The organism is Sphingobacterium psychroaquaticum, from assembly GCF_004421025.1.
GTDB classification, from domain to species: Bacteria; Bacteroidota; Bacteroidia; order Sphingobacteriales; family Sphingobacteriaceae; genus Sphingobacterium; species Sphingobacterium psychroaquaticum.
In genome coordinates, this window is record NZ_CP038029.1 from 4,268,601 (window position 1) to 4,285,953 (window position 17,353).

Sequence of the window (17,353 nt, forward strand, 5' to 3'; positions counted from 1 at the left end):
GTCCACAGTTAACATAGCTGAAATAGATTTGTAATACACTAAATCGAAAACAAATAAGCATGATTTTACTACTACGAAAAAACAGTTTAACTTATTTACTTTTTACCGTATTGAGCTTCCTGTTGCACCTTTCAGCCGCCGGGCAAGGTACACAAGCATCAATTTCGGGAACGATTTCAAATGAAAAAAATGCCACGGTTAGTGGTGTCACTGTACGGATCAAAAATGAATCTACCGGATTCACCACAACGACCGTAACCAACGATCGAGGAAATTATGATTTTAAACAGCTGCCCTTGGGTGGACCGTATACCGTAACGGCCAACCATATCGCTGATGGTGAAGGCCAAATAACCAATGTCTTTATTAACCAAGGGGATGTTGCTCGTGTAAACATCCAAATACTTTCTAAAACAGTATCGCTTGACGCCATTGAGGTAAAAGCTTCCGGCCTCAAGAATAGTAAAGATTATTTTGGAGCGGCTACGGCTTTCTCTTCAAAGGATATAAGCTCGTTGCCTGTCAATGGTCGTAACTTCACCTCCTTGACCGACCTTTCACCTTTGGCACGCGGAGGTAGTATCTCCGGACAGCTAGGTTCGTCTACGAACTTTACAATCGACGGTATGAATGCAAAAAACCCGACCTCAGCGGGCTCTACAACCAGCCGCAGTGGCGCGCCGTATTCTGTTTCTATGGAAGCGGTACGTGAGTTCAAGGTCGTAACCAATCAATATGATGTTACTTTTGGTCGCAGTGGAGGTGGTACCATCAGTGCGGCAACAAAAGCAGGAACAAATACGGTAACAGGATCGGTATTCGGTTTCGGTCGAGCCGATTGGTTAACCAGTAAATATGATATTCGCGGCAACAAACGTGTCGGGAACTACTCCACATACCAGTATGGTTTCTCGTTAGGCGGTCCGATTATCAAAGATAAACTTCACTTCTTTGCGGTATGGGACAGACAACAAGATAACCGGTCTTTATTGATTGCGAATATCCAGTCTCCAGCAGATGAGGTGTTATACCGTATTAATCAGTCTACATTAGACGAGTACCTGGATATTGCTCGGCGCAAATATGGCGTATCGGCTCAATCGCAAACAGGCTCTATTGACAAGAAAAGAACATCAGATGCCGGATTCCTTCGTTTGGATTGGCAGATCAATGAGAAAAACTTATTGACCATCCGCAACAATATGACGTACGACTATAACCCATTGGGGCTAGGCGACAACACCAGCATCAACATCTTAGAGTCTTACGGTAACGACAAAAACTTTGACAACAGTCTGTTAGCGACCCTACGCACGTCAATATCGCCGCGGATTACCAACGAAATGAAACTACAGCACCTTTACGTATACCAAAACAGTACGCAAAACGATCAGATTGGCAATAGCTATATTCCACGTGCAATTGTAGAGAATATTGTTTCTAAAATTGACGGTAAAGACCTTTCTACAGCAATACAACTTGGGGGACACCGTTTCGCACAAGAGAGCTTTAAGAATCATGTCTTTCAATTTACGAACAACTTATATTACGACACAGATCTGGCAAAGTATACATTTGGTGTAGACGTGATGGCAACACGTTCCACTTCGATATACGGATCAGAAGTTAATGGTCGTTTCCACTTCACAAGTACAACAAGTAAAGATCCGGCAATCCCTTCCACAACGGCTCTGCAGAATTTTGAGAATTTAAAACCGTACCGATATTATCGTGAAGTTCCACTGAAGGATGATGTCGCTGTACGTGGAACAATTATGAATTTCGGCCTTTATGGTCAAATGAAAACCAACCTTGCTGACGGACTAGAAATGACAGCGGGCTTACGTGCGGACTATGCCGCATATCCGACAGCAAATTTCAATAAACTGGTTTTTGATGAGCTCGGCATTCGTACAGATAATAAGATCAAGTCTTTTATCCTGCAACCGCGTTTACAATTTAGTTGGGATATTAATGAAAATCAAACCGACTATCTTCGCTTCGGTGCAGGGGTGTTTGCTTCAGACATCAACAACTACATGATTATCAATAACCTTACCTTCGATGGGTCCAACTTTGCAACAGTGGACGTGCTTGGAGCAGATGTGCCAACACCTGATTTCAACGCATACCGGAACGATGTCAATAGCATACCATCCTTAGCTCAACATCAACTTCCGATGATAAACTACACGGGTAAGGACGCAAAAGTGCCAACGGTCTACAAAGCAAATATCTCATACTCCAAGTTACTGACCGATAAGTTAAAAGTTGGGGTTACAGGCTTTATGACGTTAGCCCGAAATAACTATACGTATGTAGACCGCAACATGGTGAACGATCCTTTCTTCCGCTTAGCAAATGAAGGAAACAGAGGTGTATTTGTTCCGGCAAACAGCATTCCGGTAGACAATGGACAACCCGATTGGAAAGCGGGGCGTATTTCAAACAAATTGGGACGTGTTATGGAATTGACCAGCATGGGTAAAATCAACCAGTTTGCAGTAGTTCTTGACGGTACCTACAACTACTTTAAAGATGGGGCGATCACGGTAAGCTACACGTGGAACGATACAAAAGATAACACGTCATTCAATGGTAATGTGGCCAACACAGCGACCTTATCACAACCCGTTGTTGATGACCCACGTAACTTGAGTGCAATTACTTATTCTGATAATCAGTTTAGACACAAAGTCGTTGTGTACGGTAATCTTCCTACATTTTATGGAGTACAAATTGGCTTCCGATACACAGGTCTTGGCGGTACGCGCTACAGCATTTTATCGGGGGGTAATACCAACGGCGACTTTGTTACTTCAAGCAACGACCTGGCTTACATCTTTGATTACAACAACACGAACACGCCAGAACATCTTCGCAAAGGTTTACAAGCGATCTTAGATAACCCTGATGCCAGCCAAAGTATGAAGGACTTTGTTTCCTCTTCGGCCGGACAAGTGGCAAAACGTAATGGCGGTGTCAATGATTTCTTTGGTACCATTGACTTGCGCGTAGCGAAGAAAGTTCGTTTCTACAGAACGCACTCTATTGAGGTTTCCGCTGATATCTTCAACTTCGCCAACATGCTGAACAAAGAACGTGGCGTAAACAAATCATTAGGAAACCAATCGCTTTACCGGGTGACGGGATTTGATGCAGCCAAACAAGAATACAACTACCAAGTAAATAGTGCTGGAGTGGCTGGTTTCTCTGGAAATCCGTTTCAAGTACAGCTTGGGGTTCGTTACGCTTTTTAATAGACACATTTCCTCCTCCATATGTGAAACAAGGCTGCCCCACAAAAGTGGGTGCAGCCTTTGTAATTGTAATAATATACTAGTTTAATGGAAATCCGTTGGCGCTCCGCTGGTAAATAAAATAAAAATAACAGATATTAGTAGGGTTCAACCACAACCTATTTTTAATGATGGAAAGTAGAAGAGATTTTTTAAAAAAAGCAGGAATGCTTGCCGGTACTTTTGGACTGTTTAACAGCTTGCCACAGTCTATCCAAGCCGCCTTAGCCATAAACCCCGCCCTTGGATCCACCTATATGGACGCCGAACATATTGTATTGTTAATGCAAGAAAATCGTTCATTCGACCATAGCTTTGGAAGCCTTAAAGGAGTACGCGGATTTCACGATAGTCGCACCGTTGTTTCTCCAGATCGTCGTCCAGTATGGTTACAGTCTTACAAAAATGGAGACACTTACATGCCATTTCGTTTGGACATCAAGAACTCCCGGGCAGCCTGGATGCAGGACTTGCCACATTCCTGGGAAAACCAAATTGGTGCTTGGAATAAAGGGAAGTTCAACAACTGGCTTGAATGGAAACGATCCGGCAATAAGAATTACCGGGACCTTCCTTTGACGCTGGGTTACTATACACGAGAAGATATTCCATTTTATTATGCTTTTGCAGATGCTTTTACGATCTGTGATCAGCATTTCTGTTCGTCTATTACGGGAACCACGACGAATCGTCACTTCTTTTGGACAGGTACTTGCGTGCCAGAGAAAGGGGCGAAGCCGCTTGTACGCAACTCAGACACGTATTTTAACCGGATGCGTCATTGGAAAACGTTCCCTGAGCGCTTAGAGGAAGCAGATATCAGCTGGAAAGTATATCAAAATGAAGTGAGCATCAAAAATGATCTCGAAGGTCCACCAGAAAGCTTGCTTGGAAACTTCACCGACAACAATCTGGAATGGTTCGAGCAATACCAAATCCGCTACAAGAAGAGCCATATTGACCACTATGAAAGGCGGATTAAAGAACTGCCGGAAGAGATCGCCGCTCTAACGAAGGAGCTCGCGGGCAAGCATGACCAAAAACTACAGCAAAAGCTGCAACAAAAACAACAGCAGCTTGAAAGCTATGAGACAGAATACAATAAATTTAATGCCAAGCAGTTTGCACAACTGGATGCGCTAAGTAAAGCATTGCATGAACGTGCTTTCCAAACCAATGAAAACGACCCGCATTACCACGAAACAGAAAATGTTACGGTTGATGGAATCGAGATTACAGTGCCAAAGGGAGATATTCTCCACCAGTTTCGATCGGATGTTCGCAACGGACAACTTCCGACGGTATCCTGGCTTGTTGCTCCGCAACACTTCTCCGATCATCCAAGTGCACCGATGTATGGTGCTTGGTATGTATCCGAGGTATTGAATATTTTAACCGAAAATCCCGAGGTTTGGAAGAAGACTATCTTTATCCTCAACTACGATGAAAATGACGGTTATTTTGATCACGTACCACCATTTGTAGCTCCAAAACCAGGCGATACTAGCACGGGAATAACTTCCGCTAGTTTAGATTACAGCAGCGAATATGTCACCAAACAGCAGGAGCTGGACTACGGCATTGAAGAAGCTTATGCAACGGAAGGGCCTGTCGGCTTGGGCTACCGCGTGCCGCTTATCATAGCGTCGCCATGGAGCAAAGGAGGCTGGGTTAACTCGGAGGTTTGTGACATTACCTCCACCATTCAATTTATGGAGCATTTTCTTTCCAAAAAATATGGTAAACGCATAACGGAAGATAACATTAGCAGCTGGCGCCGTGCAATTACAGGGGATTTAACATCGGTATTCAGACCCTTCCAAAAGGAGGAACAAGTCATGCCGGCGTTTTTAGACCGAAATACGCAGGTTGCCCAGATTAACAAAGCGAGGGAGAAACCGGTACCCGATGGATTCAAGAAACTTAGTCCTGCAGAGATAAACCAGGTGATAGCAGGAGGAAGGGTTAGTAGTTCTCCGCATCAAGAACCGGGGACAAAGCCATCTAATGCCTTGAAGTATGAGCTTTATACACAAGATCGTTTACATGGAAATACACTGACGCTCCGCATGGAAAGTAGTCAGCAGCTCTTTGGTAAGGCAGCACTCGGTGCAGCGTTCAATGTGTACGCCTATAACCATAGGAGCGAACGCTCCAACTGGTCTTTTGCCTGCTCTCCTGGTGATGCGGTAAGCTACGACTGGCATGTTGATGATTTTGAAAATGGCTTGTACCATTTAGCTTTGCATGGCCCGAATGGGTTTTACCGCGAGTTCCAAGGGGGCAAAGGCGATAATGGACTTTCGGTAGATATGCAGTACGATCCGAAAAAGGAGGAGCTCATATTGATCCTGCGCAACCCTTCAACAAAATCTATCGCGCTGGAAATTAAGGATGGCTATCGCTCGCGCACAGAGAATAGGGTAGAGGTGGGCGCAAAAAAAGAAAGACAGCTTCGAATTGCGACAAAACAACAGCAGCGTTGGTACGATATCACGATCGTAAACACAAAAGACACCGCATTTAAGCGCCGCTTTGCCGGCCGCCTGGAAAACGGACTGCCGAGCATTACGGATCCACTAATGGCGGGTTAAAATCCGCATCTTATAACTTATACCCAATGCCGAGGATGATTGTCCTCGGCATTACCTGCGTCTCACGCTCCAAGCGGTAGTAATCGCCAAAGTGCAGTTTGGTAAACACAGCAAAAGCACGAAACCCTTAGTCTCCCTTCCTCAAATAAAAATAGAATGAACTTCCTGCCCCATACTCACTGGCGACACCAATCTCTCCTCCTTGGGCTTCAATAAATTCCTTACTGATACTGAGTCCCAATCCGGTTCCTCCTTTTTTAGCTCCCGGCACGCGAAAATAACGTTCAAAAATGCGATCAAGATATTTTGGTTCAACCCCTTGTCCGCTGTCTTTTACCGAAAAACGAACGCGCTGATCCGCCGCTTCAACCTGTATATGAACCATTGAATCTTCATGCGAATACCGCACCGCATTCGACAGAAAATTAGTCAGCACCCAAGCCGTTTTTTCGTTATCTGCAAACACTGTCTGTACTTGCGGATCAACATCGATCTTAAAACCAATTCCTTTTTGCTCCGCCGCCGACCTATTCGCCTTAACCGCATACTCGATCATTGGCTCCACCTCGGCAGGATGCAAATTAATCTGGATCGATCCGCTTTCAACCTGTGTCATATTCAAGAGCTCTCCCGTAATATTCAAGAGCCGTTCTAGATCTTCTTTAACACCACCGACTAGATTTCTCTGCTCTGGATTTAATAAACCAACCCGTTCATTTTCCAACAATTGAACCCCCATCTGAATCGACGCAATCGGCGTCTTAAACTCATGCGAGATTGTTCCGATAAAATTTGTTTTAGCCAGATCCAGCTCCTTAAATGGTGTAATATTTTTAAGGATAACCACTTGGCCAATAAACTGATCTTGCAGTTCACCTGTGGGCGTGACATTAATCGGAATCACGTCCTTCTCAAAATAACTTTCACGTCCATCAGCAAAGATTTTTATCGGTAATTTATCCTCACGTTCACTTGATGCGGTTAGCGTATTTTTAAATATATCCCGTATCAAATCGTTCTGCTGTGCGACCTGATCAACCAGCAAATCCAAGAGGTTCTTCTTATCCAGCGCCGTAACTTTTAACATCTCCTCATTGACGAAAATAATCTGTCTATTTTCATCAACCCCAATAACAGGATCATGCATATTATCTATAAGCGCCTCAATACGTTGCTTCGCTTTCAGTATTTTATCCAATTTGCTCTCCGAATATTCCTCTAATTTCTCGGCCATCGTATTAAAGGACTGAGCCAACTCCGCAAACTCACTCGTTCCCGCAAAATGCACCCGCTCGCGGTAGTTTTGACCTGCAATCTGACGAATACTTTCGGTTAGCTTACGAATCGGATCCGCAATATTGGATGGGAGATTAATCAATAAAGTAAACGCAATAACAAAACATAGGGTTCCTGCAATCGAGATTACAATAACCGCTTGTTCCGCTGTCTGCTCGGCAACCTTACTTTTCAAGGATATCGCGTGCATATTCTGCTCCATCAGCTGCGTTAAATCCATACGAATGGCTGATATTATCGTGCTATTACCAGGTTCCTTCTGTAAAGCCTCATAATGCGACACAATGGCATTTGTGGTCATCTGTTCACCTTGCTCCGTCACATTCTCTCGTTGCTTATCCAAGTTGATAGACAAGCGCCCCAAAGCACTTGGGTCTTGAGGCAATTCCTCGAGTGCACGCAACATATTTTTAGCATATAACAACGTGTTATAATTTGCTGTTAAGATGTTTCCGGTATCTTTTTTTAACACATTGATATACCAACCGCCAAGTGCTGCGAGAAGAAATATCATCAAAAAAAGGAGGCCAACGCCAACGTTTAATTTTGCTTTTATTTTCATGATTCTACCGTTTTTCATGTCCCGCTTAGGACAATATCACCAAATCAATATCCGCCTTAGAAAGCTGTCGAAGTAGCTTCCGAAAGGCATCCGTTGCCAAGAGCACCCTACCGAAAGTTAACCGAGGCTTTCCTATACACACCGTCGTAATTCGTCGCAGCGCACATTGCGCCATAATTTCTGAGGCCACACTGCGCCCCTCGACCTTTATAATCTCCGCGCCAAGCTCTGTTGCGAGCTTAAAGTTATTTATTAAATACCGTTGTTTATCCAACGCGATTCTGTCGGCACGCTCACGCGGTACCTGCACATATAAAACATACCAACTGCTGTTGTAGTAACTGGCGAGCCTTGCTGTTTTACGGATCACATTTTTTGCCTTTACTTCATTGGAACTGATGCAAGCCAAGAAGCGCTCCGGACGACTTTTCCGCTCCGGGACAACCTCCGCCTCCACCTTTCTTTGCACCTGCGCCGCAACCTCCTTAAGCGCCATTTCCCGTAATTGTAAAATGTGATCGTTCTTAAAAAAGTTCTGAAGCGCTTGTTCTATTTTTGTCGCATCATATATTTTACCCGCCTTCAATCGCGCAATAAGCTCTTCTGCCGTCAGGTCAATGTTCACAACTTCATCCGCGCTATCAACCACACTGTCTGGTATCCGTTCCTGCACTTCAATCCCAGTAACCGCTTTCACCGCTTCGTTCAGGCTTTCGATATGTTGTATATTGACTGCGCTGATCACGTTGATGCCCGCATCCAGAATATCCATGACATCCTGCCAACGTTTCTCGTTTTTGCTCCCTTCAATATTAGTATGCGCCAGCTCATCCACAATTACGATCTCCGGTCGAATGTTCAGGATCGCTTGTACGTCCATCTCCTCAAGCTCCTTCCCTTTGTAGAACAGCGTTCGCCGTGGGATCAACGGGAGCCCTTCGAGCAGGGCATGTGTATCTTTTCGAAAGTGCGTTTCAATATACCCGATCCGCACATCTACGCCACTAGCCAGCAGATCGTGTCCCTCCTGAAGCATCCGGTACGTTTTACCGACCCCGGCACTCATCCCGATGTAGAGCTTGAAGCGCCCCCGTTTGGAGCGTCGGATTAAATCCAAAAAGTGTTCCGCACTTTTTCTATCTTCTGCTTCCATATATTATCCTTCTTGTTGATTCTTTTGTTGTGTGGCTCCATTCCTATGATCGTCGTTTAAAAACTAACCGCCAAAGCCGTTAACGCCATCGGACTACTTTTCTCCAGTTCTCCCTTTCGATCACCAAACAACGCCCCCTTACTGCTAAAATTCCGTAGCTCGGTACGCCATACCACATTGGGCAAAATCGCATAATCCACATTCATCGAATACCCAAATGTACGGAATCCATAAGCTGTTTCCGTCGCGATAATCACGCCATTTTTATCGTTATAATACTCTCCTCTAGCCGCAATCGCGACCTTATCCGTGGGCGAATATCGCGCAATCAACACCGGCGTATACCACGTGTTATAACGACTACTTCCTTTTGCTTTTTGTTCCGCACCGATATCAAATCCTACCGTAATGCCAAACTGACGGCTTGCTTGATAAATAGCATAAAAATTATGAAAATACCGCATCTGTCGAACGCTATCGGCCTTATCACTTCCGATAAAGGAACCACTATTCAAGGTTAATTTATCGGTCGGTTTAAACGTTACCTGATGGCCAAATGCCGGAAGGCTATTGCCCTCAACACGCTGAATGCGTTGCCAACCGTTAAGCACCAATCCGCTAAGGAACCATCGCCCAGAAGGAGAGGTGTACGAAACTTTTGCTCCTGTTTCGAAATAAGGAGAATTCTCTGCAAACAAACTTCGTGTCAGCGTCCAGTTGTCTTTCCCAACAGCACTTTCAAACCCTAAGTGAGATGAAAAGACGCCCGCATCGATCCAGAGATCATGCTTTTTGGAGATCTTGATGCCGACATTAGCTTCGTAGATGTTCTTTGCGACACCTGGTTCAGCCGAATAATTCGCATTCATATAGGTTCCTGTAGCGAGTGCCAGGTTGGCCCGCGTGTTGGTCGTACCATAAGCTGCTTTAAAAAAGGCCAGGTTCACATTCACTTCATTATTCCGATTGTGACTATATATAAAATTCGGGCGCGTATTTCCGATCGGATTATTAAAGTCGTACAGGTAGTATGCTTCCGCATAACCACTAAAGTTCAACGCTTTGGTCGTTGTATTTTCTTGTGCAAAAAGGCTGCCTATTCCACCGAGCATAAGCCCGGTGAAAATTGTTGTATTTTTCATAAAAGATTGTGTGATTGGGTTAAAATAAAGGTTCATGGAAGTGGTCAAAGACACGAGCTAAAGGCGCGCGCCAGCAAGTGTTGACGAAAATCTCCATTGAAGACAGCGTATCAAAACGTCATGCCGATGAACCTGCCAAGGACACGAGCCACAGGCTCGCGCCAGCCAGGTCAGCAAACGTTACCACTTAGTTCTTGCTTTCTTTGTCCAATGCAATATTTAGTTCCAAAACATTGATTTTTTCGGGGCCGAACAATCCCCATAACGGTTTCTGCGTATGCTTTTTCACCAGCGCCTGTACGTGCTCCACATCTAAACCACGCGCTTTCGCCACTCGCGATACCTGTGCTGCAGCCCCTTGAGGTGATATATCCGGATCGAGACCACTACCGCTCGCAGTCACCATTTCTACCGGAATATGCGCTTCAGGAACATCGGGGTTATGGATCAAAAACGTATCGATTCGTGTTTTCACTTCTGCCAGGTATTCTTCATTTGAAGGCCCTTTATTACTACCAGCCGATCCGGCAGCATTATAATCCACCGCTGAGGGGCGGGACCAGAAGTAGCCATCCTCGGTGAAAGATTGTCCGATATTCTTATAATACTTCTTTCCTTTATGTTCAAGGGTATCTCCCATACCGCCACTTGGACTCATCTTTGCTATCGCCCAAACCAACGCTGGGTAAGCAACAGCCAACAGAACCAATAATACAACGGTCATCTTTATTGCAGCTAATACATTCGTTTTCATCTCTATACTAATTTTAAATCTTTTACTCGGCACCTATAAAAACAAGGACACCACCATGTCTATGGCTTTGATACCGACAAATGGAATCAATACACCGCCTACGCCAAACACCAAGAGGTTGCGTCGCAACAGCGCACTGGCACCAATCGGCTTATAGGCCACCCCTTTAAGCGCCAATGGAATCAGGAACGGAATAATAATCGCATTGAATATCACCGCAGAAAGGATCGCACTCTGCGGACTTTCTAAGCGCATAATATTAAGCCCCTGCAATGCCGGAATGGCTGTAATAAATAGCGCAGGGATAATCGCAAAATATTTCGCTACGTCATTCGCGATACTAAAAGTCGTCAATGTTCCACGTGTCATCAGTAATTGCTTCCCAATTTCCACAACCTCAATAAGCTTGGTCGGATCGTTATCCAAATCCACCATATTTCCTGCTTCTTTCGCCGCCTGTGTACCACTATTCATCGCGACACCCACATCTGCCTGCGCCAATGCCGGTGCATCATTCGTACCGTCACCCATCATCGCCACCAAACGGCCATTCGCCTGCTCCTGACGGATATACAGCATTTTATCTTCTGGTTTTGCTTCCGCAATAAAATCATCCACACCAGCCTTTTCAGCAATATATTTCGCCGTCAATGGATTATCTCCTGTCACCATCACCGTTTTAATTCCCATTTTTCGCAAACGCTCGAAACGCTCTTGGATCCCCGGCTTAATGACGTCTTGCAGCTCAATAACACCTAGCGCACGTTCATTTTCGGAAACCACCAAAGGCGTTCCTCCATTCTGTGAAATCGCACGCACCCGCTCTTCCACCTCAGCTGGAAATGCATTTCCAGCTTGTGTTACCACGCTGCGGATCGCATCTGTAGCGCCCTTACGTATCCGCGTGTTCCCAAAATCAATACCTGAACTTCGCGTCTCTGCCGTAAATTTCACAAAGGTCGGCTTAGAAACACCATACGTCACCGGATTAACGGCCGCCAACTCAATAATAGATTTTCCCTCCGGTGTTTCGTCCGACATCGAGCTCAATACCGCGGCACGCACCAACACCTCATCCGCAACACCCGGCGCCGCATAAAAATGTGTCGCCTTTCGGTTTCCGATTGTTATCGTACCTGTTTTATCCAGCAACAACACATCAATATCACCGGCCGTTTCCACGGCCTTACCACTTTTGGTAATCACATTCGCCCGTAAAGCGCGGTCCATCCCCGCGATACCAATCGCTGAAAGCAATCCCCCGATGGTGGTCGGAATCAAACACACAAAAAGCGAAATAAAAGAAGCAATAGTAATACCCACATTAGCGTAATCAGCAAATGGTTTTAAAGTAACCGTCACAATAATAAACACCAGTGTAAAACCAGCCAATAAAATCGTCAGTGCAATTTCATTTGGCGTTTTCTGCCGACTAGCCCCCTCTACTAAGGCGATCATCTTATCCAGAAAACTCTCTCCTGGCTGCGTCGTCACCTCCACGATAATCCGGTCGGACAGCACTTTTGTACCACCTGTTACCGAGCTTTTATCTCCACCTGCTTCGCGGATTACAGGCGCTGATTCCCCCGTAATCGCACTTTCGTCGATCGTCGCCAACCCCTCAATAATTTCGCCGTCAGAAGGAATTACATCCCCCGCTTCGCAGATAAAGACATCACCTTTCTTCAGCTGGGCCGAAGATATCGTCTGCCCATTTTTTAGCTTAGCCGGTGTTTCCTCCCTCGTTTTACGTAAACTATCGGCCTGCGCCTTACCTCTTGCTTCGGCGATTGCTTCCGCAAAATTGGCAAAGAGCAGCGTAAGAAATAGGATAAGGAAAACCGTGAAGTTATACCCAAAACTTCCCTGTGCGGTCTCACCCATTAAGACCCAAATACACACGATCGCCATTACAAAAGTTCCGATCTCAACGGTAAACATCACCGGGTTACGAAACATTATTTTTGGATTCAGTTTCACAAAAGACTGCTTCAATGCTTGTTGCATAAGCTCCTTTTGAAACAATGATTGTTGATTGCTCATTTCTAGAATTCTACAGTATATAATTAAGACATAGAGAAATATTCCGCAATTGGCCCAAGTGCCAAAGCAGGGAAAAAGGCCAATGCAGCGATAATCGCTATAACAGCGAACACCATCAGGCCAAACGTGCTCGTATCAGTACGCAAAGTGCCTTCCCCTTCGGGAATAAATTTCTTTTCAGCCAGCAAACCGGCAATAGCTATAGGCCCGATAATCGGAATAAAACGCCCTAAGAGTAAAATAATACCGGTCGAGATATTCCACCAAAGCGTATTATCTCCCAGTCCCTCAAAGCCGCTACCGTTATTGGCGGCCGAAGAGGTGTACTCGTAAAGAATCTCACTAAATCCGTGGAAGCCAGGATTGTTCAGGGTCGCAGCTCCTTGTGTCGGAAAAGCAGTTGCCAACGCTGTTCCCACCAAAATCAAGAACGGGTGTGCCAGGGCAACCATCATCGCAATCTTCATCTCCCGCGCTTCAATCTTTTTGCCCATGAATTCTGGGGTTCTTCCCACCATTAATCCACTTATAAAGACCGCGAGGATAACGAAGATGAAGAAATTGAGAATACCTGCACCAACACCGCCATAGAACGCATTCACCATCATGGCAATCAGCTCATTCATTCCCGATAAAGGCATATAACTATCATGCATGGAGTTGATCGACCCCGTCGATATCATCGTCGTCACAATACTCCAAAAGCCTGAAGCGGCAGCCCCAATCCGAATTTCTTTCCCCTCCATTGCTCCCAAAGAGTTGTCGATTCCCATCTCCGTAATCGCCGGATTACCCGCCATCTCCATCTTCACATTGGGAATCACAAGGATCAAAAAACCGACCGTCATCACGCCAAACATCATCCAAGCGAACTTCCGCCTTTTGATAAAGAAACCAAAGGCAAAAATCATGGCCATTGGAATGATAAATTGTGCAACCATCTCCACCATATTAGTCAGGTATGTCGGATTCTCCAAAGGATGTGCGCCATTCGCACCAAAGAAGCCGCCACCATTGGTCCCGACGTGTTTGATCGGCACAAAAGCGGCAACCGGACCACGGCTTACCTCCACCGTATCACCTTGCATATTGATCATCGTGTCTTTTCCTTCAAACGTCATTGGCATACCCTGAAACACGAGTATAGAAGCCACAACGATGGAGATCGGCAGAAGAATCCGTGTACAAGATTTCAAGAAGAAATCATAGAAGTTTCCGAGCTGCGTGGTTGTTTTATCCCGAAATGCTCTAAAAATTACCACCGCCGCAGCCATCCCAATCCCGGCTGTCACAAACTGCAAAAACATCAGCCACATCTGACCGAAATAACTAATCCCTGTTTCACCAGAATAGTGCTGCAGGTTACAGTTCACGAGAAAGGAGATACTGGTATTAAAAGCTAAATCTGCGGACATATTCGGGTTGCCATCCGGATTGAGCGGCAGTGCCTCCATATTCATCAGTACCGCCATGCTCAATAAAAACCAAACCAAATTTATTGTCAGCAATGCCGTTAAATGTTCCTTCCAGGTCATCTCTTTGCTCGAATCAACGCCCGATATTTTATAGATAAACCGCTCTATCGGTCCCCATATCGGATCCATCCATGTTTTCTCCCCGCCATAGACTTTCGCTATGTACTTTCCAAGGGGTAGGCCCAATAGCAATGTCACAACGAACATGGCTATGATTCCTAAAATCTCTGTATTCATAAGTATTAATTAGTTTCTTTAAAATTTTTCGGGTTTTAGGAGGACATAACAGATGTATCCAAAAACCAATAGTGCTACTATAAATAAAGCTGCCATAGCCAATTAAATTATTACGTGTCCTTTTTTCTGTTCGGCGTAGATGCTTAAAAACATCAATGGGAGATGCTGTTGTATCGTTCCCCACTCGGTGTTGGTGCTGGTCCGTTCAAGACCACGCAACGACCGAATAAATAGGTTTTCAAGAATATACTTTACATAGTGATTACCCCGCGCATAGATGCGGCCTAAAAAACGAATGTGCCGACATATTTTATCTATATTTCCTTCTTCCCGAAGCGTTCGCAGGTGGTTTACAATAGCCTGCAATACGCCTGCAAAATTGTGCTTCCGCATAAGGGGGCGGATCTCAGACCGAATCTCTCGATAGTGAAGAACCATAAATAAGCCCGCCCGATATTGATTCAACTTTTTCATATTTCTATTATTCACTAGTTTCTTACTTCTTTTAAATCTTGCCGAAGAAGGAAATCATCTTATAAAACAGCCAGAATATGGCTAGACCGATGATTATCATTAATGCTGTTAACATGTTTCTTTTTTTACGGATGAAATTTATCTGTTGCGATTACATTTACTTTCCCTGTCCGTAGCGCGCCAATAATTAACTGTGCTATCGAGGGATGAAGCTTACTTTTAGCCGGCGGAGCCTTCCCGCTTTTTTTAATTTTCATATTTGCTTGTCTTTGCATACTATTCCCCTTGTGCCAAAGAATGTTCCAACGAACAAGAATAACAAGCAACAGACTCATCTATAGCGCGATACGATGTTTTTGAAAAATGTAAAATTCTTCAACCCTATCAAAATGATAGGGTTTCATTCCCATAATGATAGGGTTAAGCAGAAAATGAAGATCTAGATCAGACAAATATTTACGCCAAATCCTTAAATGATTTCCTTAACTTAGAGCGACCTGATTCAAAACCAAAAGCATGCAAGAGATTCAAGAATTAACGGATGAGCAAAAGCTTATGATCGCAATAGGGCGGGATGAACATGTATTTAAACAGTTCTTTCTCCGCAATTTTGTGGTTCTTAAGGATTACGCTTTTTCTATTGTTCGAGACGATCTTCAAGCGGAAGATATTGCTTCAGAGGTTCTCTGGAGAACGTGGAACCTTGGTGACCGATTTATAGAAGTCAAATCCATCTCCGCCTACCTTTATCGAGCCACAAAAAACAGCTGCCTCAATCAGCTGAGAAACAAAGTCATTCAATATGAGCCCGTATCTAGTCACAAAGACAATCTCATTGATGACCTTTCGCCAGAAACACTCTTGTTATCAAATGAAAGGATGCAAGAAATAGAGGGAGCGATCAATCAACTATCCCCCAAAACCAAGGAAGCCTTCCTATTGGTAAAAGATTATCAACTAACCTATAAAGAAGCAGGAGAGAGTATGGGAATCTCTCCAAAAACAGTCGACAGGCACATCCAATTAGCCTTAAAAAAACTGTATTTCCTCTTGAAAGAAAAAAAATAATTTTTTCTATTGGGGGATTTAATTTTCTGATGTGTCTTATCTGTAAAAGCAGTAGTATGTCATCGGAAGATCAATACTTTTTACAATTGATTCAAAAGTTTTTAGATAATAGCATTTCTCCCTCGGAGCAAGAGTCGCTATATAATCTGATGGCGGAAGATGAAAATAAAATCGACCTATACCTTTACCTTACAAAAAGCAAACAGCCTAGCGTATCCAGTAGCGTTGCGGCAGAATCCGTCTTTGAAAAATCAAAAGATAAATATCAACCGAACGAAAGCGGATACCTCGTGTCAAACGAAAAGAAAGTCCAAAAGAAATACACCAAAAAGAAATTACTTGCACTTGCTGCGGTAGCACTGTTCTTTGTTATATCCGGTATAAGCTATCAATACCTCCCTTCAGAGCAAGTCGCCACCATTACGCTCGCATGTGCCAAAAGTGAGCGTAAGTTTTTTCGCCTAAAGGATGGTACGGAGATTTGGCTGAATGGCGAGAGCCAGTTGAAATATGACGCGGAATATGGCATAACGAACAGAAATGTTCATTTATCGGGTGAAGCATATTTTAACGTTGCCAAAAATAAAGAGATGCCATTCTTGTTAGACGCTTATGGGAATACCATTGAGGTGCTGGGTACGCAATTTAATGTACGGGCCTATCCGGAAGAACAAAAAATGGAAACCGCCCTCTTTGAAGGAAAGGTTAACCTGAAGGTGAAAGACAGTGGAAAAACACGATCCTTCATTATGAAGCCGGGTGAAAAAATTGAGATTACCAATATTATGACCAATGCGATGCGCATCAACCGACAACAAATTGATGCTGCCCCGGACAACCCCAAGGTATCCATCGATTTCAAAAAGATACAGACCGATAAAGGGGATGGGCTCGATCTACTCTGGACAAAAAATAAACTTGTCTTTCAAAACGACCCGCTGGAAATAATCGCTAAAAAGATGGAAAGATGGTATAATAAAACCATCATTATTGAAAATGACAACCTCCGTAGCGAGCCATTTTCTGGTGTTTTTGAAGAAAAAAATTGTCGCGATATCTTGAATATACTTATTCAAACAGGTATTCCGCTGAAATTTAAAGAGAAACAAGACAGTATAATAATTTACTAAAACAATCATTTATGAACTAAAAGACTACAAAAAAAGGGTATACCAACAGATATACCCAAAAGACGAACTAACAAGCACAAAGCCCTAGGAAAGTGTTGTGCTACATTATTTACCTCTAATTCTAAA

At 44.2% G+C, this 17,353-nt stretch carries 13 protein-coding genes; 4 read left to right on the forward strand and 9 right to left on the reverse strand.

From position 1 onward, the window contains the following. Nucleotides 1-59: 59 nt before the first annotated feature. Both E2P86_RS17540 and E2P86_RS17545 read left to right on the forward strand, forming a co-directional pair. The gene (locus E2P86_RS17540) at nt 60-3,260 is read left to right on the forward strand and encodes a TonB-dependent receptor (protein ID WP_134433892.1); all 3,201 of its coding nucleotides are present in this window, start codon (nt 60-62) and stop codon (nt 3,258-3,260) included. 167 nt (nt 3,261-3,427) lie between these two features. Further along, nucleotides 3,428-5,893, forward strand: a complete 2,466-nt coding sequence (locus tag E2P86_RS17545) for a phosphocholine-specific phospholipase C (RefSeq protein WP_240775539.1) — start codon at nt 3,428-3,430, stop codon at nt 5,891-5,893. Between the two features lie 127 nt (nt 5,894-6,020). Here E2P86_RS17545 and E2P86_RS17550 read toward each other — a convergent pair whose 3' ends face one another. From E2P86_RS17550 to E2P86_RS18345, 9 genes are all read right to left on the reverse strand, one after another. After that, nucleotides 6,021-7,751 (reverse strand): HAMP domain-containing sensor histidine kinase, encoded by a 1,731-nt coding sequence (locus E2P86_RS17550; RefSeq protein WP_134433893.1) that lies wholly within the window; start codon nt 7,749-7,751, stop codon nt 6,021-6,023. 25 nt (nt 7,752-7,776) lie between these two features. Then, nucleotides 7,777-8,904, reverse strand: a complete 1,128-nt coding sequence (locus E2P86_RS17555; RefSeq protein WP_134433894.1) for a sensor protein KdpD — start codon at nt 8,902-8,904, stop codon at nt 7,777-7,779. A 56-nt stretch (nt 8,905-8,960) separates the two neighbouring features. Continuing rightward, complete coding sequence (locus E2P86_RS17560; RefSeq protein ID WP_134433895.1) at nt 8,961-10,046, reverse strand: porin; 1,086 nt, start codon at nt 10,044-10,046, stop codon at nt 8,961-8,963. A gap of 187 nt (nt 10,047-10,233) precedes the next feature. After that, on the reverse strand, nt 10,234-10,800 hold the full coding sequence (locus tag E2P86_RS17565; protein WP_134433896.1) for a K(+)-transporting ATPase subunit C: 567 nt from the start codon (nt 10,798-10,800) through the stop codon (nt 10,234-10,236). 33 nt (nt 10,801-10,833) lie between these two features. Beyond that, complete coding sequence (kdpB, locus tag E2P86_RS17570) at nt 10,834-12,843, reverse strand: potassium-transporting ATPase subunit KdpB (RefSeq protein WP_134433897.1); 2,010 nt, start codon at nt 12,841-12,843, stop codon at nt 10,834-10,836. Between the two features lie 23 nt (nt 12,844-12,866). Continuing rightward, on the reverse strand, nt 12,867-14,555 hold the full coding sequence (kdpA, locus tag E2P86_RS17575; RefSeq protein WP_134433898.1) for a potassium-transporting ATPase subunit KdpA: 1,689 nt from the start codon (nt 14,553-14,555) through the stop codon (nt 12,867-12,869). A gap of 18 nt (nt 14,556-14,573) precedes the next feature. Next, on the reverse strand, nt 14,574-14,651 hold the full coding sequence (locus E2P86_RS18415; RefSeq protein ID WP_134434096.1) for a potassium-transporting ATPase subunit F: 78 nt from the start codon (nt 14,649-14,651) through the stop codon (nt 14,574-14,576). A gap of 6 nt (nt 14,652-14,657) precedes the next feature. Beyond that, the gene (locus tag E2P86_RS17585; protein WP_085473546.1) at nt 14,658-15,029 is read right to left on the reverse strand and encodes a DUF7674 family protein; all 372 of its coding nucleotides are present in this window, start codon (nt 15,027-15,029) and stop codon (nt 14,658-14,660) included. Nucleotides 15,030-15,154: 125 nt separating this feature from the next. Continuing rightward, nucleotides 15,155-15,286: a hypothetical protein gene (locus E2P86_RS18345; RefSeq protein WP_262708588.1), complete on the reverse strand. Its 132-nt coding sequence runs from the start codon at nt 15,284-15,286 to the stop codon at nt 15,155-15,157. Between the two features lie 259 nt (nt 15,287-15,545). Between E2P86_RS18345 and E2P86_RS17590 the strand changes: the two genes are divergently transcribed. Together E2P86_RS17590 and E2P86_RS17595 are read left to right on the forward strand one after the other, a co-directional pair. Then, nucleotides 15,546-16,097: a sigma-70 family RNA polymerase sigma factor gene (locus E2P86_RS17590; protein ID WP_085473544.1), complete on the forward strand. Its 552-nt coding sequence runs from the start codon at nt 15,546-15,548 to the stop codon at nt 16,095-16,097. A gap of 56 nt (nt 16,098-16,153) precedes the next feature. After that, entirely contained in the window at nt 16,154-17,227 is a 1,074-nt protein-coding gene (locus tag E2P86_RS17595; protein ID WP_159451851.1) for a FecR family protein, read from the forward strand. Nucleotides 17,228-17,353: the final 126 nt, after the last annotated feature.

Bases quoted from the DNA above. Each gene is read 5' to 3' on its own strand.
- E2P86_RS17540 (WP_134433892.1), top strand. From the start codon at position 60: ATGATTTTACTACTACGAAAAAACAGTTTAACTTATTTACTTTTTACC.
- E2P86_RS17545 (WP_240775539.1), top strand. From the start codon at position 3,428: ATGATGGAAAGTAGAAGAGATTTTTTAAAAAAAGCAGGAATGCTTGCC.
- E2P86_RS17550 (WP_134433893.1), bottom strand. From the start codon at position 7,751: ATGAAAATAAAAGCAAAATTAAACGTTGGCGTTGGCCTCCTTTTTTTG.
- E2P86_RS17555 (WP_134433894.1), bottom strand. From the start codon at position 8,904: ATGGAAGCAGAAGATAGAAAAAGTGCGGAACACTTTTTGGATTTAATC.
- E2P86_RS17560 (WP_134433895.1), bottom strand. From the start codon at position 10,046: ATGAAAAATACAACAATTTTCACCGGGCTTATGCTCGGTGGAATAGGC.
- E2P86_RS17565 (WP_134433896.1), bottom strand. From the start codon at position 10,800: ATGAAAACGAATGTATTAGCTGCAATAAAGATGACCGTTGTATTATTG.
- kdpB (WP_134433897.1), bottom strand. From the start codon at position 12,843: ATGAGCAATCAACAATCATTGTTTCAAAAGGAGCTTATGCAACAAGCA.
- kdpA (WP_134433898.1), bottom strand. From the start codon at position 14,555: ATGAATACAGAGATTTTAGGAATCATAGCCATGTTCGTTGTGACATTG.
- E2P86_RS18415 (WP_134434096.1), bottom strand. From the start codon at position 14,651: ATGGCAGCTTTATTTATAGTAGCACTATTGGTTTTTGGATACATCTGT.
- E2P86_RS17585 (WP_085473546.1), bottom strand. From the start codon at position 15,029: ATGAAAAAGTTGAATCAATATCGGGCGGGCTTATTTATGGTTCTTCAC.
- E2P86_RS18345 (WP_262708588.1), bottom strand. From the start codon at position 15,286: ATGAAAATTAAAAAAAGCGGGAAGGCTCCGCCGGCTAAAAGTAAGCTT.
- E2P86_RS17590 (WP_085473544.1), top strand. From the start codon at position 15,546: ATGCAAGAGATTCAAGAATTAACGGATGAGCAAAAGCTTATGATCGCA.
- E2P86_RS17595 (WP_159451851.1), top strand. From the start codon at position 16,154: ATGTCATCGGAAGATCAATACTTTTTACAATTGATTCAAAAGTTTTTA.